The 19,931-nt window shown below is 30.4% G+C and carries 14 protein-coding genes; 8 read left to right on the forward strand and 6 right to left on the reverse strand.

Annotation, left to right across the window (positions count from 1 at the left end):
• Window positions 1-3 precede the first annotated feature (3 nt).
• Entirely contained in the window at window positions 4-1,158 is a 1,155-nt protein-coding gene (locus Q0997_RS14915; RefSeq protein WP_299890202.1) for a 5-(carboxyamino)imidazole ribonucleotide synthase, read from the reverse strand.
• 120 nt (window positions 1,159-1,278) lie between these two features.
• Between Q0997_RS14915 and Q0997_RS14920 the strand changes: the two genes are divergently transcribed.
• Window positions 1,279-2,388 (forward strand): adenylate kinase, encoded by a 1,110-nt coding sequence (locus Q0997_RS14920; RefSeq protein ID WP_299890204.1) that lies wholly within the window; start codon window positions 1,279-1,281, stop codon window positions 2,386-2,388.
• A gap of 79 nt (window positions 2,389-2,467) precedes the next feature.
• Window positions 2,468-3,469: a GTPase ObgE gene (obgE, locus tag Q0997_RS14925; RefSeq protein WP_299890205.1), complete on the forward strand. Its 1,002-nt coding sequence runs from the start codon at window positions 2,468-2,470 to the stop codon at window positions 3,467-3,469.
• On the opposite strand, the gene Q0997_RS14930 is transcribed toward obgE, so the two are convergent.
• Genes Q0997_RS14930 through Q0997_RS14940 form a run of 3 tightly spaced genes read right to left on the reverse strand, consistent with a single transcriptional unit; the run spans window position 3,466 to window position 5,482 of the window.
• Entirely contained in the window at window positions 3,466-4,554 is a 1,089-nt protein-coding gene (locus tag Q0997_RS14930) for an alpha/beta hydrolase (RefSeq protein WP_299890207.1), read from the reverse strand. The two genes, obgE and Q0997_RS14930, sit on opposite strands and share 4 nt — an antisense overlap.
• Before the next feature lie 21 nt (window positions 4,555-4,575).
• Window positions 4,576-5,223 (reverse strand): SdpI family protein, encoded by a 648-nt coding sequence (locus tag Q0997_RS14935; protein ID WP_299890209.1) that lies wholly within the window; start codon window positions 5,221-5,223, stop codon window positions 4,576-4,578.
• A gap of 4 nt (window positions 5,224-5,227) precedes the next feature.
• The gene (locus Q0997_RS14940; RefSeq protein ID WP_299890211.1) at window positions 5,228-5,482 is read right to left on the reverse strand and encodes an autorepressor SdpR family transcription factor; all 255 of its coding nucleotides are present in this window, start codon (window positions 5,480-5,482) and stop codon (window positions 5,228-5,230) included.
• Window positions 5,483-5,871: 389 nt separating this feature from the next.
• Here Q0997_RS14940 and Q0997_RS14945 point away from each other — a divergent pair, with 389 nt between their 5' ends.
• The 6 genes from Q0997_RS14945 (at window position 5,872) to Q0997_RS14970 (ending at window position 12,728) form a co-directional block, all read left to right on the forward strand.
• Window positions 5,872-6,888: a DUF6624 domain-containing protein gene (locus Q0997_RS14945; RefSeq protein WP_299890213.1), complete on the forward strand. Its 1,017-nt coding sequence runs from the start codon at window positions 5,872-5,874 to the stop codon at window positions 6,886-6,888.
• A gap of 82 nt (window positions 6,889-6,970) precedes the next feature.
• A complete protein-coding gene (locus Q0997_RS14950) occupies window positions 6,971-8,032 on the forward strand; it encodes a sensor histidine kinase (protein ID WP_299890215.1) in 1,062 nt (353 codons plus the stop codon).
• Window positions 8,032-8,757, forward strand: a complete 726-nt coding sequence (locus Q0997_RS14955) for a LytTR family DNA-binding domain-containing protein (RefSeq protein ID WP_299890217.1) — start codon at window positions 8,032-8,034, stop codon at window positions 8,755-8,757. Before Q0997_RS14950 ends, Q0997_RS14955 begins: the two co-directional genes overlap by 1 nt.
• A gap of 183 nt (window positions 8,758-8,940) precedes the next feature.
• The gene (locus Q0997_RS14960) at window positions 8,941-10,074 is read left to right on the forward strand and encodes a DinB family protein (protein WP_299890219.1); all 1,134 of its coding nucleotides are present in this window, start codon (window positions 8,941-8,943) and stop codon (window positions 10,072-10,074) included.
• Window positions 10,075-10,089: 15 nt separating this feature from the next.
• Window positions 10,090-12,054, forward strand: coding sequence for a hypothetical protein (locus Q0997_RS14965; RefSeq protein WP_299890221.1), 1,965 nt, complete (start codon window positions 10,090-10,092; stop codon window positions 12,052-12,054).
• A 113-nt stretch (window positions 12,055-12,167) separates the two neighbouring features.
• Complete coding sequence (locus Q0997_RS14970; RefSeq protein ID WP_299890223.1) at window positions 12,168-12,728, forward strand: DinB family protein; 561 nt, start codon at window positions 12,168-12,170, stop codon at window positions 12,726-12,728.
• 52 nt (window positions 12,729-12,780) lie between these two features.
• On the opposite strand, the gene Q0997_RS14975 is transcribed toward Q0997_RS14970, so the two are convergent.
• Window positions 12,781-13,152, reverse strand: a complete 372-nt coding sequence (locus Q0997_RS14975) for a DoxX family membrane protein (RefSeq protein ID WP_299890225.1) — start codon at window positions 13,150-13,152, stop codon at window positions 12,781-12,783.
• A gap of 137 nt (window positions 13,153-13,289) precedes the next feature.
• Window positions 13,290-19,841, reverse strand: coding sequence for a carboxypeptidase-like regulatory domain-containing protein (locus Q0997_RS14980; RefSeq protein WP_299890226.1), 6,552 nt, complete (start codon window positions 19,839-19,841; stop codon window positions 13,290-13,292).
• Window positions 19,842-19,931: the final 90 nt, after the last annotated feature.

The following is a 19,931-nucleotide window of genomic DNA, read 5'->3' on the forward strand; positions in this document are numbered from 1 at the left end:
AATTTATTTACTTATAACTTTTATGGTGTTTTTTACTTTTTCAGCAATTTGCCTTGCTATATTTAAATCTTCATTAACAATGGTTACATGTCCCATTTTGCGAAATGGACGTGTTTGTTTCTTGCCATAGATATGAGGTGTTACACCTTCCATTTTCATAATACTATCTATGTTTTTATAAATAACACCTCCTGTATGACCTTCAGCTCCAACTAAATTTACCATAATACCACCAACTTTACTTTCGGTCTTACCTAATGGTAAATTTAAAATAGCTCTAATATGTTGTTCAAACTGCGAAGTGTAACTCGCTTCAATGGTTTGATGTCCTGAGTTATGAGGTCTTGGAGCAACTTCATTTATTAATATTTCGTCATTTTGTGTTTGAAATAACTCTACAGCTAATAAACCAACATGGTTAAATGTTCTGGAAACGTTAAGAGCCACTTCTTGAGCTTTTTTAGCAACTTCATTAGAAATACGTGCTGGACAAATAACATACTCTACTTGATTTGCTTCAGGATGAAATTCCATTTCAACTACTGGATATGTTTTTATTTCTCCATTTGAATTTCGTGCTACTATTACAGCTAATTCATTTTTGAAATCTACTAACTGTTCGGCAATACATTCGCCTTTGGGTAGGCCATCTAAATCTTTAAGAGAACGAACAATTTTTACACCAGTTCCATCATAACCAAATTGAGCACTCTTCCATACAAATGGAAATTGTAATCCGCCATTTAGAACAGTCTCTTTTATTTCTGATAGGTAAGCGAAACGAGAAAATGCCGATGTTGGTAATTTATGATCTAAATAGAATAATTTTTGCTTAGCCTTATTTTGAATAATCCTTAAATTCTGAGACGAAGGAAATACTTTTACTCCTTCTTTTTCTAGTTTTTCAAGAGCATCTACGTTTACATTTTCAATTTCGAAAGTGAGAATATCAACACGTTTCCCAAAATTGTAAACGGTATCAAAATCCATTAAATCTCCTTTTGTAAATTGATTACATGCTATTTTGCATGGTGCTTCATCACTTGAATCTAAAACATGAGTCGTAATATCAAATGTTCTAGTAACATTAAGCATCATTTTACCTAATTGGCCACCGCCTAAAATTCCTAATTTAAATTGCGAAGAAAAGTAATTCATTAAAATGATTGATTTGGTACAAAAATACGTTTAAAAATGAAAAGAAAGCTATAAAAATTTGATGAAAATCGCATATCGATTAACAAATCCTTATCTTTGCAGCTTTCATAAAAATAAGCCATGATAAAGCTTCACGATAAATATTTTAAACCGTTTATATCTGAACAAGAAATAAGCGATACTGTTTCTAGAATGGCAGCAGAGGTTGCTAACGATTTAGGTGATGAAGTGCCTGTTTTTATTGGTATTTTGAATGGTTCATTTATGTTTGTAAGTGATTTTGTAAAAAAATACCCCAAACCTTGCGAGGTCACATTTATAAAATTAGCATCTTATGAAGGGGTTAAGTCGACTGAAGATATCCAGAGACTTATTGGATTAACACAAGATTTAACAAATAGAACTGTTGTAATTCTTGAAGATATAATAGATTCTGGAAACACACTGCATGAAGTACACCGTATCTTTAAAAATGAAAATGTAAAGCAACTACTTATTGCTACATTGTTTTACAAACCAAATGCATATAAAAAAGACTTTAAATTACATTATGTTGGTATAGAGATTCCTAATAAATTCATAGTTGGTTATGGATTAGATTATGATGGTCTAGGAAGAGATTTACCAGCAGTTTATCAAATAAAAACAACACAACACATGACTAATTTAGTATTATTTGGTCCTCCAGGAGCAGGTAAAGGCACGCAAGCTAATTTTTTAAAAGAAAAGTATAATTTGGTACACATTTCTACTGGAGATGTTTTTCGTTTTAATATGAAAAATGGCACAGCATTGGGGAATTTAGCACAGTCTTATATAGATAAAGGCGACTTAGTTCCAGATCAAGTTACAATAGATATGCTAGAAGCTGAAGTTGAAAAAAATGCAGATGCTCAAGGTTTTATATTTGATGGGTTTCCAAGAAATGAATTTCAAGCCAAAGCTTTAGATAGAATTATGGATAGTAAAGATTCTAAAGTTAATGCTATGATCGCTTTAGAAGTAGAAGATGAGGTTTTGGTTAAGCGATTGTTAGAACGTGGTAAAACTAGTGGTCGTAAAGATGATTCTGATGAAAATATTATTAGAAACAGAATCGCAGTATATTATGACGAAACAGCTATTTTAAAAGACTATTATTCTGGACAAGATAAATATTTTGGAGTTGATGGCTTTGGAAGTATAGAAGATATTACTGGACGTTTATGTGAGGTAATAGATAAATTATAATTTTATTCCTGTTTATTAAGGAATGATAATACTAAGTAAGTCCAAGAGATGTTAACTCTTACACTTATAACAAAAAACAATGACTGAAGGAAATTTTGTAGACTACGTAAAAATGCATGTGTCTTCTGGTAAAGGAGGGAAAGGATCAACACACTTACATCGTGAAAAATACATAGCAAAAGGCGGACCAGATGGTGGAGATGGAGGTCGTGGTGGACATGTTATTTTAAAAGGAAATTCTAACCTTTGGACATTATTACATCTAAAATTTAAACGCCATATTAAAGCTGGACACGGAGCTCATGGAAGTAGTGGCAGAAGTACTGGTGCCGATGGAGAAGATAGATACATAGACGTGCCTTTAGGAACTGTTGTACGTGATACCGAAACTAATGAGATTCTTTTTGAAATTACCGATGATGGTGAAGAAAGAATTGTTGCAGAAGGAGGAAAAGGAGGTCGTGGAAACTGGCATTTTAAAAGCTCTACGAACCAAACACCACGTTATGCACAGCCAGGGATTCCTTTAGAAGAAAAAGATATTACTTTAGAACTAAAGGTCTTGGCAGATGTTGGTTTGGTTGGTTTTCCTAATGCAGGAAAATCTACATTATTATCAGTAATTACATCTGCAAAGCCCAAAATTGCCGATTATGAATTCACCACTTTAAAGCCTAATTTAGGAATTGTAAAGTATAGAGATTTTCAAACTTTTGTAATGGCAGATATCCCTGGAATTATTGAAGGAGCTGCTGAAGGTAAGGGTTTAGGATATTATTTTTTGCGTCATATAGAACGTAATTCTATTTTGTTATTTTTAATACCAGCTGATGCTCCAGATATTAAAAAACAATATGATATTCTTTTAGATGAATTACGCCGCTACAATCCTGAAATGTTAGATAAAGAGCGCTTAATTGCTATCTCTAAATGTGATATGTTAGACGATGAATTAAAAGCAGAATTAAAAACGGAACTGGATAACGAATTACCAATTCCGTATTTGTTTATCTCTTCGGTTGCGCAACAAGGGTTAACAGAATTGAAAGATGTACTATGGAAAACGTTAAATGATGATTAAAAACGTTTTAAAATCCAGTCTTTTATAATAACTAATGCTCTTGGAGAGAAGGTTTCTTCTATTTTAGCGTATTCTTGCCCACTACCAGTTTCAGCAGTTTGAAATAAATGGTTCAAACCTTCTAATTGTTTTATTGTGACGTCTTTGTTGCCAGCTTTCTTTAAAGCTATTTCTATGGCTTCTAAATTTAGTTTTGGCAGTACTTGATAATCTTTACTGCCATTTAAGGCTAGAATTGGACATGTAGTTCTTGATAAATAATCCTTAGGATCAGTTTTTATAAATGTTTGAAGCCAAGAAGATTTAACTGCATTTGCTTGTTGTTCTATAAAAGCATCAGTTATTAAAGAAGCATATTGTGAGTTTGGGTTTTCAACTTTAAATGCTTTTAAGCCTGAAGATACTTCTGCTTTAATATTTTCAAAAGTATCATGTTTTTGTACAGCTCCATATATAATATTGGTTAGTTTTTCATTTTCATCTATGGCGCTTTTTGGAGCGCCAACAAGTTCTGCGGCACGACGTGTTTGGGTTTCCAAAATTATTTTTCCATCTACACCAGTTCCGGCAAGGGATATTAAAAAGGCAATGTCTTTATTTCTAGAAGCAACTATAGGAGCGATTAAGCCACCTTCGCTATGACCTATTAAACCAATTTTAGATATGTCAATATCATTTCTAGTTTTTAAATAGGTTACGGCAGCTTCAGTGTCTGTAGCAAAATCAAATGTAGTTGCAGACATGAAGTCTCCTTCAGATTTAGCAGTTCCTCTATCATCGTATCGTAATATAGCGATGCCGTTATTGGTTAAGTAATCGGCTAATACTAAAAACGGTTTGTGTCCAGCTAAACTTTCATTACGATCTTGCGGTCCAGATCCACTTATTAAAATGGCAACTGCAGGTTTTTTTACATTTTTAGGTAATGTAAGTGTACCTGCTAATTTTATGTTTTCCGCTTTTGTATTTGTAAAGCTTATATCTTCAATTGTATAATTAAATGGCTCTTTAGGTTCTTGTGGTCTATTTTGTGAGAAGATTGCGCATGTAAAGAATAGAATTATAGTTGTTATTGTAAGTTTCATTATGTGTTGATTTTTAATTGATTAATGTGATGTTTCTATTTTTTTAAATAATAAATAAGAATATACTATAGGTATTATGGTTAGAATGCTAGTAATGACTATAAAGAGTATTAAGTTTAATTTTTTGTCTAATAATAAACTTAATACTATTATCAATAACCCTCCAAAAAACCAATATTTTCCAGCCATATTATGTGTTCTTTTCCATACAGTTTCATTTTCTAAAGCCCAAGGCGTTCTAATACCAATAAAGTAGTTAGGTTTAAATGTTTTCATGTAATTTCCAAGAACAACATACAGTAAACCTATTAATAATATTATAATATTAGGGTTTGTAAATGTTTGAGATTTTGAACTATATAATATAAATAATGCTAGAATCGACATGAAAAGAGTTAACAAAAACTTAATGTTGTAAAACTTATTACTCTTAGCATCTATTTTCTTTTTAGGGTCTATTTTTGGAATTACAGTAAGCAGTACATAGATTAATACAGGTAAAAGAAAAGGAATTAATAATAGCGTATTTTTTGATGACCAACCATCAATCTCTCCACTAGCATTCCAATGTGTAGGTACAGTTTCTGGCAAAGCATTCCATATGTAGGCTAAATAAATAAAAGGAATGAGAACAATAAGTAATAACGGAAGTTCTTTTTTTAAAGACATAATTTTATTTTTTTAAAGTTAGAATCCATTGTAACACATCTTCTAAAATAGTAGTGTTAATGGAGTATTCAACAAATTGACCTTTCTTTTCGCTATTAACTAAATCTGCCCTTTTTAATATGTCTAAATGATGAGAAATACTTGGTTTAGAAATATTAAAAGCATTTGCTATTTCTCCAGCAGTAAGATCTTTTTCTTTAAGCAATTCCAAAATCTGCCGTCTAGTATCATCATTTAATGCTTTAAATAAAAGGTTCATGTATTTAGTTATTTAGACAAATATCTAAATATATGTAGATATTTCAAAATTTTTGTTACATAAGCTCATTAAAATTATATAATGAAACTTCGAATTTCCGTTTAAATAAATCATTTTACCATTCATCATAATTTAGACTTTAAGACTTTAAATAGGATGTATATTTACAGTATCAATTAAAAAACAAACAGTATAACAATCATCAAAAAACAAACAGTTATGTTTAATTTAGTAAAAGTAGTCGTGGAAGTATTAATTGCAGTATTAACGACTATGTAAGATTTAATCAATCAATTTATACTAACCAACCAAAATAACCAAAACAAAATTTACTTACCAATATACCTTGTATTCCCATAGTAATACAAAACAAAAAACTTTAAGGATCTATGAGAAAGATACTAGTATTGTCGTTATTATTAATATTTGCTTCTTGTAAGAATGAAAAGAAAGAAATAGTTATAAAAGAACCAACAGCAGAGCAAAAAGCTAAATATGCCGAATTAAAAAACGAAGCTTGGAATCTTTATGAAAAGAAAGATTTCTTGAAATCGGCACAGAAATATTCTGAAGCTTTTAGGGCTACTGAAGGAAAAAGTAATACTACGGATAGATATAATGCTGCTTGTTCATGGGCTTTAGCAAAAGAAATTGACTCTTCATTTGTTCAATTATATAGAATAGCAAACAAAGGAGCTTATTCTAATTATGGTCATATAACGACAGACGTAGATTTGTCAAATTTGCATTCAGATAAGCGATGGAATAAATTACTAGACGTAGTTAAATTAAATAAAGAAAAGGCTGAAGCAAATTTTGATAAACCATTGGTAGCTATTTTAGATACTATCTATCAAGACGATCAAGGTTTAAGAAGAGAAATAAAAGATGTAGAAGAAAAATATGGTAGAGATTCTGATGAAATGAAAGCGCATTGGAAAACCATAGCAGAGAAAGATTCAATTAATCTTATTAAAATTCAAAAAATATTAGATGAACGTGGTTGGCTAGGTCAAGATAAAATTGGAGGTAGAGGGAATTCTACATTGTTTTTAGTAATTCAACATTCTCCACTAGAAGTACAGGAAAAGTATTTGCCTATGATGCGTGAAGCTGTAAAGAAAAATAATGCTAGAGCGAGCAGTCTAGCCTTACTGGAAGATAGGATAGCAATGAGAAAAGGTGAAAAACAAATTTATGGTAGTCAAATTATGAGAGATCAAGAAACAGGAAAATATTACGTGTCTCCGTTAATTGATCCTGAAAACGTAGATAAAAGAAGAGCAGAAGTTGGACTTGCACCTTTAACCGACTATGTAAGCATGTGGAATATTACTTGGGATGTTGAAAAACATAAAGCAATGGCAGAAAAGTTAGAATCTGAAAAAAATAAAAACATGCAATAAAAATTATAAGTGCATTAGAAATTGTATTAGATATAGAAGTGCGATATTTTAGTTTAAATTGCACAAGTTTAAAGTACAACAAATGAAATTATCTCTAAATAAATATTATCTCATTTTTAGTTTAATAGGTTGGGTGTTTCTTTTTTTTATTACACTAGCACTTAGAAAAATGATTGGTGTAGAAACCTCACCAGAGCGTGTTAAATATTTAATTGCAGAATCTGTTGCTTGTGGGATATTAGCTTACTTAACAACATTTATAGTCTCTCTACATATAGACTATAAAATAGATTTTAATAATATTAAGCGCCTAGATATCTATAAGGTAATAGGATTATTTATTATTATACAATTAATATATTCATGGTTACTCTGGCCATTATTAGATATGGTTGATTTCTGGGGAGGTAGTAGAGGTAAGTCTGGAGATATGACCTTTATACCGCTTTTATATAATGCTATATATTTTGCTACACTATATATTATATGGCTTTTTGTGTTTTTAACTATTAAAATGTATCATCATTTAAACGTTGTGAAAGTAAAACAACTCCAGTTAGAAAGTAACTTAAAAGAATCTCAATTAAATACTTTAAAAGGCCAAATTAATCCACACTTTATGTTTAATACTTTAAATAATATTCGTGGTTTAATGCTTGAAGATGTAAGTAAGGCTAGAAATATGTTAACAAATTTATCTGAAACATTACGATATTCACTTACCAAAAGTGACGTAGATTCGATAGCTTTAGAAGATGAATTAGAAATGGTAGAGAATTATATAGCGATTTCTAAAATTCAATTAGAAGAACGTTTACAATTTCAAACCGAAATAGATCCAAATACTTTAAGTAAACAAATACCTCCAATGATTATACAAATGTTAATTGAAAATGCAATTAAGCATGGTATTTCTAATCTAAAAACGGGAGGTATATTAAGTTTAAATACACATATTAACAATAATGTTTTAGAAATAGTAGTAGCAAATCCTGGGCAATTAAAAGAAACAAAAAATACGACTAGATTAGGTTTGAAAAATATTAAACGACGTCTTGAATTACTTTATGGCGATAGTGCTATATTTAATTTAAAAGAAGTAGATGCTAGAGTAATTGCAACTGTTAAAATTCCATTAGCGTAATGAAGTTAAAAGCTGTCATAGTAGAGGATTCACGTTTAGCCAGAAATGAGTTGAAAGAACTTATGAAAGTACATCCAGAGATTGAACTTATTGGTGAAGCAGAAAATGTAGATGAAGGTTATAAACTTATTAATAAATCTAATCCAGATTTGTTGTTTCTAGATATAAATATGCCCGAAAAAGATGGTTTTGAATTATTAGAAATGTTAGATGAGGTGCCAACAACCATTTTTACTACTGCTTTTGATGAATACGCTATTAAATCTTTTGAGTATAATGCTTTTGATTATTTGTTAAAACCAATTAACCAAAAACGATTTTCGGCTACAATAAAAAAAGTTTTTGAAAATGCAACTGCTGCACCTTCTAATATTTCTAATAAAGATGTTTTAGCATTAGATAAAAAAATCTTTATTAAAGATGGAGAAAAATGTTGGTTAGTAAAAATTCAAGATATTTCTCTTTTTGAAATAGTAGGTAATTATACACGTGTGTATTTTGAAGAAAATCAACCACTTATATATAAGTCATTAGTGCAAATAGAAGAGAAATTACCCCAAGATGTTTTTTTTAGAGCTAATAGACAGCAAATAATAAATATTAACCATGTAAATAAAGTAGTATCATGGTTTAACGGTAAGTTAAAAATAGAAATGCATTCTGGTGATGAAATCGAAATTTCAAGAAGGCAATCTTATATTTTTAAAGACCAATTAAGTTTCTAATTTAGAAATTATAAGTATTATTATTTCTATTAGTAAATAAAAATTTCCAAGTTAAAATTATTTTATTCCGTTTAGATAAATCATTTTGCCATTCGTCATATTTTTTATGTTCAATGTCTGCCTCTAATATATATTTACGACTGTAAATTGAACCTTAATCAATCAACTATATAAATCAAAAAAATGAAAACAATTAAATGTATTATTCTTACATGCCTGCTAAGTATTGCAACACATGCTCAAAAAGAAGTTAAAGAAATCTCAAGGGATTGGACCTCTTTTAGTCAATTTTTAGATATAGAATCTAAGACAAAAAAGAAATTTAAAGTTATTGCTTCTGTAAAAGTTGACACTGAAGATAAACAAGCTTGGGCAGGAGTTTGGGCAAGGGTAGACAATAAAGAAGAAACCGGGTTTTTTGATAATATGGGAGATAGACCAGTGAAAATTAATGAATGGAAGTCTTATACTGTAGAAGGTGTTATAGATGAAAATTCTAAACGATTAAATTTTGGAGGGTTATGTTTAATGAATGGCAAATTCTATTTTGATAATTATAAATTATTTATAGAAAACGATAAAGGAGTGTTAGAAGAAGTTCCTGTAGATAATTTCAGTTTTGAAACTTCATTTTCTAATAATGTAATTCCAAAATGGAATCAAGGTATTTCTAAAGGTAAAACTGTAAAAGTTAAAGAGTATAAGGTAACCACTACAGCAGATGCAGTAGAAGGTAATTCTGCATTGTTAATAGAAGGAAGTGGTATTAAGCCAACCTCAGATGGTACTATAGGAAATGTGGAAGGCGCTTCGCCTCAAATTGCAGCGATGATCTCTATGTTAGAAGATTTAAAAGAGCGAGTAGAAAGAAGAGTAAAGAATATGTCTCAATATGAGATAGATCATTTACATGATGAAAAAGCAAATAGAATTGGGGCTTTAATTATGCATTTAGCTGCAGCTGAAAAATTTTATCAAGTATTTACTTTTGAAGGAAGAATGTTTAATGAAGAAGAGAAAAAGAAATGGGATGTAGCTTTAAATTTAGATCAAGGCGGAAGAGATGAGTTTAAAGGTCATGATGTACAGTATTACTTAGATATTTATAATGAAGTAAGAGCAAAAACGATAGAAGAGTTAAAAAAGAGAGATGATAAATGGTTTCAAGAAATACAGCCAGCTTATGGTTGGAGTAATCATTATTGTTGGTTCCATGTTATGGAACATCAATCTAGTCATTTAGGACAAATTTTATTTTTAGCAAAAAGAATTCCACCAGAGGCAGAGTTGAAACTACCAGAAAACATTAAAGATTAATATAATATTATTAAAATGAAGAAATTATATTTCATACTATTTGCGATTCTAATTAGCTTTTCTCTATCTGGACAGACAGTAAAAGAAATTTCTAGAGATTGGGTTTCGTTTAGCCAAAAAATAGAGGTTAAAACAGACTCTATAAAAAAGTTTAAAGTCATTGCATCTGTAAAAGTAGAAGGAATTGATGAAAAGTCTAGAGCAGGAATTTGGGCAAGAGTAGATAATAAACCAGAGCAAGGAAGAGGTTTTTTTGATAATATGGGAAATAGACCCATAACTGCTAATAAATGGGAGTCATATACAATTGTAGGTAGAATAGATTCTAAATCTGAAGAGATAAATTTTGGAGCTATTTGCTATAATAATGGCAAGTTTTACTTTGATAAATTTGAACTCTATATAGAAGATGATAATGGAGAATATCAACCTGTAAAATTAGATAACGCTAGTTTTGAAAATAAAGTAGTAAATAGTGCTATTCCTAATTGGAGTAATGGTATAGGTCGCGCCGAACCTACAAGAATAAGAGAATTTACTTTCAATGCGAGTGAAGATGCAATAGATGGGGCATATGCTATAGTAATAGAAGGTAGTGGGATTGATAATAATACCGGTACTATTAAACCGTTTTATCCAAATATAGGAATATACATAGCTATACTATTTCTGTTAATATTTGTATTAACATTAATAACTAATATCTCATCAACTGAAGAGGATAAGTGGTCTAAGCTAGGGAGTTTTGGCTTTAGGTTTTCATTTATTTACTTTGGGTTAATTATTTTCTTTCAAAATAATGGGGCTTATCCATTTTTTGATTTTCTAGCTAAAAAACCACTGGAGTTAATGCAAAAATTCGCACCTTGGTTTGGAGAGCATGTTCTCGGAATTCCTTTTAAAATAGCTACAGGACCTAATGGTAGTGGAGATACAACCTTTGATTATCTAGTTGTACTTATAATTTTTATTACAGCAGTATTAGGTGCTTTAATTTGGTCAGTTATAGATAGAAAGCGAACAAGTTACAAGAAACTATATTATTGGCTAACAACAGCAATGCGTTACTATGTTGGTTTAATGCTTATTAGTTATGGCTTAGTAAAAGTTATCCAACTACAATTTCCAGAACCTAGTTTTTACAGATTATTACAACCTTATGGTGAATCTTCTCCTATGGGATTAGCTTGGACTTTTTTAGGTTTTTCAGAAGGTTATAATATGTTTATGGGTATTGCAGAAGTGTTAGCTGGTTTGTTATTGTTTAGAAGAACTCAAACATTAGGAGCGATCATCACTTTAATGACTGCTATGAATGTGATGGCAGTTAATTACTTTTTCGATGTGCCTGTTAAGATATTATCTACTCATTTAGTGTTAATGACGTTGTTCTTGTTGTCTCGAGATATTAAGAAAGTAATGCAGTTTTTATTAACCAATAATCCTGTTGAAAGATTAACAGTAATAAAGCGTCCCAAGCTAAAAAAATGGCTAGATGTTAGTCTTAAAGTGTTGAAGGGTTTAGTTATAGCCTATGCCTTAGGATATGGTTTCTACAATGTTCTAGATATGAATAAGCAATATAATCCAGATGTGCCTAAACCAGAATTATATGGTGTTTATAAGGTGAAAAATTATGTCATTAATAATGATACCATAACCAATTATAAAAATGATAGACTTTGGAAAACTATTATGTTTGAAAGAACAGGTTCTGTACAAATTGAAACAATGAATGAGAAAAGAATTTCTTATAAAGTTGAAATAGATTCAATAACTAAAAAAATGAAATTTTCTAAATCTGGTGATCAATCAGATGCTTTTGATTTTAATTATACAAAGACAGGTGCTAATTTAGATTTTAACTTTATCACAGAGAATGATACAATTTCTGGAAAGACCAAACGTATGAATGATGATGCTCTTTTATTAATCAATAGAGGTTTTAATTGGATTAGTGAACGTCCTTATAACAGATAATACAAGACACAAAACAAGCTTAATTGAAACCTCATTTTTTAGTTAAGTTTGTGTTAATTCGTTGATATTGAAAGTTTTAGGTTGTATTTTTGAGAACAGTCAAAAATCGAACAATGAAAAAATCAATTTTAATTACAATTCTGTTAATGATTTGCTTTTTTGTAAATGGACAAAATTTAATTAAACCAGAAAAAGGGTTTACTAACGATATTGGTAACCTAGTATCTATGCTTAATGATTTAAAAGCAAGAGTAACAAGATCTGTTGAAGGAATGAGTCAATATGAGGCAGACTATTTATTAGACGACAATGCAAATAGAATAGGTGCAATGATTATGCACTTGGCAGCAACTGAAGCCTACTATCAAGTTTATACTTTTGAAAACAGGGGTTTTAATAAAGATGAACAAAAGAAATGGAGTGTTGCTTTAAATCTTGGAGATAATGGTAGAGAAAAATTGCAAGGAAAACCAATAGAATACTATTTAGATATTTATAAAGAAGTAAGAGCTAAAACATTGAAGCTTTTAAAAACAAAAGATGATAAATGGTTAAAGGAGAAAAATAGTGCAGGGACAATGAACAACCATTGGGCTTGGTATCATGTTATGGAACATCAAGCTAATCATATGGGGCAAATACGGTTTTTAGCTAAACGAATTCCAAAAGAATAGAAAAAGGCTTCCAAATATGGAAGCCTTTTTCATTACAGTTAGTTATAGATAGTTAGTTCAATAAGTCACTGTATTTGTTTTTATAGCCTATAAGTACAGCAATATTTAATATTAATAAAACAGCTGCACCACCAATTCCTCCAGGATCTAATACAGCATGAAATAATACCGCATTTATAGATACACTCATTAGAATTAATGCCGATAAGGCGCCAAATTTGTTAAAAATTAAGGCTAAACCAGCTATTATTTCCACTAAAGCAACTAGTACCATTGTTTTAGAATTTGTTAATGCTCCAAAATAGGCACCTGCATCTGCAGATAACTCTGGCATTGGTAAAAAATCAGCAAATTTGTTAACTCCGAAGACTAAAACAAAGATTCCAAGTAAAATTCTTAGAACCATAAATACTTTTGGATTCATAATTTTTTTGTTTTTGGTTAGTACTTAAAGATAGGAAATATATTCCATGTAATTAATTTCCTTGGTCGTAAACCAGAATTATACCTTTCATTATCAGTATATTGTAATTGTAAAGAGTCAAGTAGGTAATAACAATATTACTCAACTGTTATGCGAGTACCTTCACTATGACTACTAAACTCTGGAGCATACATACTTTGTATAGTAGTAATGCCATTACTCATATTACCAGCATTACTAACACGTAAATCGTATTCAAAAACATAAACCCCTTTTGGTAAATAATCGAAAAAGAAGTTTGTTGAAGCATCTTTTGTTGCTTCATAATATCCTAAACCATCTTGAGTTTTATATCTAGATATAACATTTATAGGTTCTAAGCCGGCAGCTCTCATATCTTTCATATGTACAAATTCCATAGCGCGATCACTACGTAATTCTATACGTACTCTTACTAAATCTCCTACTTCTAGTTTGGTGTTTTTTGTAATATCTGTAATCACTTCACCTTTGTCTGTATTTGTCTTTTTAAATAGTTTTTTCTTAAGTTTTAAAGGCGTTTCGGCAGAAGTAATTTTGTCTAAGTCTTCAAAATATTGCCAGTATAAACTTCCCCAAGCAATACCTTTACCTGTTTTCGTGATTTTTATTTCGCTCATTGCAGGTGTAATTTCAGTGCCAGTCCAATTTGTTTTATAATAACCAGTACCAGCTTCTACTTTTACAGCTTCTAGTTTTGATGGGGCAATAGGTTGGTTACCAATAACTACTTCTACCATGTCTGTAACGCTTAACCAATCGCTACCTTGAAGTAGTAAAGCATAAATAGCTTCTGTTGTTGCTTTTGTTGTTTTCCAACGATTAGTTTGTTTATTTTTTAATAACCAGATTTTAAGTTCATCTATAGTTTTAGTATCATTTTCAATTTCAGAGAACGCTTCAATCATCAGGGCTTGTGTTTCTATAGGTGCTTGATACCAATACCAAGAATTGGTGTTTTCTTTCCAATACATTCCTAACTCTTCACTGGTGATACTATTTTCTTTTAATGATTTTAAAATCTTACTTGAGGTCGAATTATCATTCATTCTATGTGTTACTAATGCCATCATACCTTTTGCATATAAGGCACGTTTAGTCCAGTAATTTTTAATTTGAGAATGGTAATAATCCATAATTTCTTTTACTTCTTTATTGGGTTTGTTTTCTGGGAAAAAACTACGCATGTATAAATAATGTAATTGAGTATAGCTTAATCGATCTAGATTTAAATCGGCTTTTTCGTCGTATTTTCTAATGTCTTTATATTCTTTTATGAATTGAGTATCTAAATATGGTAATGCTTTATTAATCATAGTATTTTCTATGTCACTTAGTTTAACATTAAGCTGCTTTAAATGTCCAAAACCAGTAATGATATGTTGTGTGATATAGCGGTTCGCTCTATAATCTCCAAACCAAGACCAAGCACCATTAGACATTTGGTTTCTTTTAAGTTTGTTTTTTGCTTTAGATAATTCGTTATTCATTTTATTTAAATCGAATAACAAGGCGATACGTTTTTTCTGTTCAGTTTCACTTTGCGCATCACGTAACCAAGGTGTTTCTTGAATTAAAATAGATTTTAATTCTTGATTCTTTTCTAAGTTACTTAATAAAGCATCTGTGTTCTTCCATTGGTTAAATACGTCTTGAATTCTTGGATTAGAATTTGCAATATGACTTGCTAAAGTATTAGCATAATAACGGGAGAAGGTTTGCTCGTTACACTCGTAAGGATATTCCATTAAATATGGTAATGCTTGTACAGCATACCATGCTGGATTACTTGTCATTTCAAGCGTTAACTTATGGTTTTTAAGCGTTGTTGAGGTGTTTGTTTTTAGTTTATCTAAAGTGAAAGTTTTGGTTTGATTACTACGAATCCACATTGGTAACGATTCTGTTACCAACATACGATTAGTTAAAACTGGTAATGCATTTTGCTCACCATCGCTATAATCTCCAGACTTCGCTATTATTTTATATTGTACAGCTTGTACATCGTCTGTTACATCTATATTCCAAGTTACACTAGTATTCCCTTTTGCATCTACAGTAAAACCAAGGTCATTATACGCATTAGATAATTTTTGGTCTATAGCTTTACCCGTTAAAGCATTAAACAATTGAAGTATAGCTACACCAGATAGTTTTTTATCTGTTAGGTTTGAAATTTTGGTGCTAATTTTTATGTTATCGCCTTCACGTAAAAAACGTGGTGCGTTAGGTAACACCATTAATTCTTTTTGTGTAACAGTAGTTAACGATGTTGTAGCATGTTCTAATGTTTTAGTATGTGCTAATAATTGTAATTTCCATTTAGTTAATGCTTCTGGTGTTGTAAAGCTAAACAAAACATTTCCGTTACTATCTGTTTCTAATTGGGGAAAGAAAAAGGCAGTTTCCTGAAGGTTTTTTCGAATTTTTACAGTATCAAAATTTGCGTTTGGATTATTTTTGGTTGTAATAATTACAACCCCATTTTTGCCTTTTTCTCCATAGGCTGCAATGGCTTCATTACCTTTTAACACATTCATAGATAATATGTCATTTTGATTTATGTTTGTTATTTCTCCAGCAGTCATAGGTACTCCATCAACTACATATAAAACGTCTTTATTATCACTTAAAGATGAAACACCTTTTAGTGTGATTTTATTATTTGCTCCTGGTTGTACATTACTAGTAGTTATATTTAACCCAGCAACTTGTCCTTCTAATGTTTGAGCAAATCCAGCATTAGTTTTTCTTTTTGATCTAGATTCATCAGAAACCATCATAGCCATTGGAGCTTCACTTTCCATTGCTTCAACTACAATTTCGTCTAAAGAGTTATTATCTTCAGCTAAATAAATAGAAAATGAATTGTTCTTATCAATAGTTATACTTTCGGTTTTAAAACCTATCATGCTAATATCTAAAACTTCTCCTTTCAATACTTTAAGAGAAAAACGGCCGTTAATATCTGTTACTGTTCCAGTAGTTGTGCCTTTAACAATAATATTTACGCCAGGTAATGGCGAATTGTTTTCATCGTAGATAATTCCAGAAACAGTACCAGATTTGACGCTTTTATCGTACCTCGATTTAGTATTATTAATGCGAATACCTCTTAAATAGCGTTGGTATTGCCAACGGTTATTATTTAAACTAAAACCAAACCAATTTAATTGGTCATACATTTGTTCTTTAGGGTAACTTGGATATAGTCTATTGCGTTTTACACTAAAATTTGCTTGCCCAAAACTTCTATTAGCATTACGGCTTAGACTAGAGTAGTAGGTAGAACGATAGATAGGATTAAAACTCCAATTGTGTGTTTTAAATTCGTCTAAAGACGCATCGTACATACTTGCTAATAATTCGGCCGAAGCTTTGTCTCCTTTTGGACCTTTTATTTTAAATTTCCATGTTTCATCACTTCCTGGCTGTAGTTTGTCTCTAAACGTTAACGTTTCAATTTCCAAATCGGTTTTTGGATAAGGGACATTAATTTGTAATGTGCCATTTTTAAAACTATTGTAAGCCGCAAAACTATAATGTACAGCAAAACCGCCTAAGTCTTCTTTAGTTACTGGTATACGAATAGTTTTTTTGTTAGCTTTTAAGTTAACAATGTATGTGTTAATAATCTCATTGTTTTTTTCAACAGCAATAGTTACTGTTAAGTCTTTAGCAGCGGTAGCAAGTATAATTTCTGCAGTATCGTTAGTTTCATACTGCATTTTATTGGTAGTAATACTAAATAATTGATTATCTGCTAATAGTTCATCTTTTGCACTATATAATGTGGTTTTGGCTTCGTCTTTTACGGCTTGGCCAAATTTATCTTTAGAGTCTAGAACTATAATATATTCACCAGATTCCCATCGTTTTATGTTTTTTAAGTCAAGCTCTTTAGATACTTCGGTATTAAAAGTTTTATCGTAAACTAGTTCGCCTTTTTCCTTATGTTCACTTTTATCTTCATTAGTATAAGCATCATGAGGAAAACGGTTTTTAAAATCGGTTTTGGTAAAGTTTATATAATCTGGTGCTTTCCAAGGTCTCGGTCGTAATACATTATCTGGTGCATTTAACTTATAAATTTTAAGTGTGCCTTTTGCAGGAACAAATTCACCATTTAAATTACGCGTATCTATAGTAATTTTATGATCTTTTTTAGTTTTATCTAAAGCGTTATCAATAGAAATAGTGGCTGTTAATGCATGATAACCAACATTTACTATTGTTTTTGTACTTCTGGTTTCTCCATTAATATCTGTAACATCTGCAGTAATCTCATATTTAAAAACAGGAAGACTAGATTTGTCTACACTTTCATCGGGAATAGCTTTAAAAGTAATATTATAATTACCATTAGCATCTGTAACTGTTTCACCTTGGGTTATTTCTTGTCCTTGATCTCGAAATGTTGGACGTCTCCAATAAAACCAACGCGGATATTCTACATTTCTTTTAACACGATATACCACTTTAGCATCAGAAATTGTTGAACCAGCAAAAGCAAGTGCTTCTCCTTTTACGGTTATACTATCGTTTACTTTTATGGTTTCGGTAATGGGTTTAAAGTTGGTTTCAAACTTTGGACGTTTATATTCTTCCACCGAAATATTAGTATAAGCACTTAGGTCTTTATTATCATTTAATCTTATACTAAAATTACCTGTTAATCCACTATTGGGTAATATAAATTCGCCAGCTACAGAACCATATTCATTTGTTTTTAAATTAAGCTCTTTTACTTTTTCACCATTTACATTGTTTAATACAACAGTGACAGAACGATTAGGTATAACTTCAGATTTATTGTCTTTAGTTTTCATACTAATACCTTTAAAATATACAGTTTGTCCAGGTCTATAAATACTTCGGTCTGTAAACAAAAAGGCATTGTATCTTGTTTTGTTATCGTTATTACGGTTTCTGTAATAATTATAAATATATATGTCATCAAAGTGAGCGACATCATCTTTAGATAACACTGTAATATTTAAGCGTCGTCGGTCTCGCTTACGTTTTTTTATAAATGTTTTACCCTTAGAACTAGTAGTCGTTGTAAAAGTTTCACTTACTTCATTATCGTATAAATATTGAAATTGAATTTTAGTATTCTCAATTGGGTTACCATTATTTCTATCTATAAATTGAAAGTATTTCTTTTCAGAATCTTCATATTCTACTAAAGCAATATTTGTGATTTGCACCAATGTATGTGCTTTAAAATTTTCATCTAAAGCAGCCGTTTTAGCTGTTATAATATAACGTCCATTATTTAAAGCAGGCAAAGAAATTTCTGTAGTATGTAACTGAAAATCATTTTCATTTTTTAGTGAAGTATCCCAGTTTTTTGTAGGGTCAAGTTTAGCTATAAAATCCTGTTGTTCATTCTCTCTATATAGTTTTTTAAACTTTTTATATTGTTTTTCGGTAAGCTTATAAGCAGAAAGATTTAACGCTTCTAGGTTTTTGTAGGTTACTAGTATCCTAGATTCTGTATTAACAGGGATTAATTTTTCTGCTGTTAACTGTAATGTAGGATTGGTTATGTATTGTTTTAAAACACGACATTGTTCGGCACCTTTACTCAAAGGGAATTTTGTAATAGTAGTATCGCAAACTGCAATGGCCTCTTTAATTTTCCAACGAACTTCAGGTTTTGTTTCGTAATTATATTGTCCTCCTAGATTATTATATAAACCAGCAAGTTTAAAGTTATATAATGCCGATACTTCATGTTCTTCATGTTTTTTGCTTTCAGATTTAATAGTGTTTATAAAAACGTTCTCTTTATCGTTAAATGTTGCGTATTGATTTACAAAATCTAATCGATCTATATTAACAGCGGTAAGCGCATATGGCTCTTTATCTTTTGCATGGAACTTAGTGAGCTCTTGATAAAGTTTTAAAGCATTTAAAGCTAATGAAGACGTGTCTTTTGATACTATTTTTAACTTAGAAAATGTTTCAGATTCTCCAAGAAATTCTGGGTTGTCTATTAAAAACTTATAGGCAGGTTTGTTAATTCTATTCTCTTGATGTTTGTAAAACACTAAGGCATTATGTGCTAAAAAATCAAAAAGCGTTGGTCTATATCTTTTAGATTCGTTTTGTAAGGATAAAAGAATGTCAAAATCTACTAATTTAGTTTGCTGTAAAATAAGTCCATTATTTAAAGAGCTTTTATAATGAAAATGAATCTCTTCGAATAAAGTCTCTAAATCCCATGTTCTAAAATCTTTAGTGTCTACTTTGTCTTTAGTTTTTGTACGATTATAGAATTTATAGCGATTTTGTTGAAAGTACTGCCAATACAAAGTAGCTAATACATTTTGTAAAACATTCTTTGTTGGTGATTCACTTTTACTAATTTCTGCCTTAAAATCATTAATAATTTTAAGTTGTGCATTTTCTTCAAGTAATAAAGCGAACTTACTTTTAAATAATAATACCTTAATTTGCTGAGGTGAGTTATTGTCTTTTTTTGCTTTTAATTCAATAGTTTCAACAATTTCTAATGCCGATTTAGGCAAACCTTCAACTTCAAGTTTTTCAACTTGACTCCAAAGTTCGGAATAGTTATTGTTTTGAGATAAAGCTGTATTAGCAAAAAGAATAATCATTAATATTGAGAGAAATTTATTCATTATAATTAATTTTTTCATGCAATGTAATTGCGTTGCCCGTTTTATAAAACACTAAATGAGTTACCATGGCGTTTCAATGAGTAAACAAAG

The sequence above is a fragment of the uncultured Lacinutrix sp. genome (genome assembly GCF_947500325.1).
Classification (GTDB): Bacteria; Bacteroidota; Bacteroidia; order Flavobacteriales; family Flavobacteriaceae; genus Lacinutrix.

Excerpts from the sequence above, each read along its gene's own strand:
- Q0997_RS14975 (WP_299890225.1), bottom strand. The coding sequence starts at position 13,152 with ATGAATCCAAAAGTATTTATGGTTCTAAGAATTTTACTTGGAATCTTT.
- Q0997_RS14955 (WP_299890217.1), top strand. The coding sequence starts at position 8,032 with ATGAAGTTAAAAGCTGTCATAGTAGAGGATTCACGTTTAGCCAGAAAT.
- Q0997_RS14920 (WP_299890204.1), top strand. The coding sequence starts at position 1,279 with ATGATAAAGCTTCACGATAAATATTTTAAACCGTTTATATCTGAACAA.
- Q0997_RS14945 (WP_299890213.1), top strand. The coding sequence starts at position 5,872 with ATGAGAAAGATACTAGTATTGTCGTTATTATTAATATTTGCTTCTTGT.
- Q0997_RS14980 (WP_299890226.1), bottom strand. The coding sequence starts at position 19,841 with ATGAATAAATTTCTCTCAATATTAATGATTATTCTTTTTGCTAATACA.
- Q0997_RS14960 (WP_299890219.1), top strand. The coding sequence starts at position 8,941 with ATGAAAACAATTAAATGTATTATTCTTACATGCCTGCTAAGTATTGCA.
- Q0997_RS14915 (WP_299890202.1), bottom strand. The coding sequence starts at position 1,158 with ATGAATTACTTTTCTTCGCAATTTAAATTAGGAATTTTAGGCGGTGGC.
- Q0997_RS14935 (WP_299890209.1), bottom strand. The coding sequence starts at position 5,223 with ATGTCTTTAAAAAAAGAACTTCCGTTATTACTTATTGTTCTCATTCCT.
- Q0997_RS14940 (WP_299890211.1), bottom strand. The coding sequence starts at position 5,482 with ATGAACCTTTTATTTAAAGCATTAAATGATGATACTAGACGGCAGATT.
- Q0997_RS14950 (WP_299890215.1), top strand. The coding sequence starts at position 6,971 with ATGAAATTATCTCTAAATAAATATTATCTCATTTTTAGTTTAATAGGT.
- Q0997_RS14965 (WP_299890221.1), top strand. The coding sequence starts at position 10,090 with ATGAAGAAATTATATTTCATACTATTTGCGATTCTAATTAGCTTTTCT.
- Q0997_RS14970 (WP_299890223.1), top strand. The coding sequence starts at position 12,168 with ATGAAAAAATCAATTTTAATTACAATTCTGTTAATGATTTGCTTTTTT.
- Q0997_RS14930 (WP_299890207.1), bottom strand. The coding sequence starts at position 4,554 with ATGAAACTTACAATAACAACTATAATTCTATTCTTTACATGCGCAATC.
- obgE (WP_299890205.1), top strand. The coding sequence starts at position 2,468 with ATGACTGAAGGAAATTTTGTAGACTACGTAAAAATGCATGTGTCTTCT.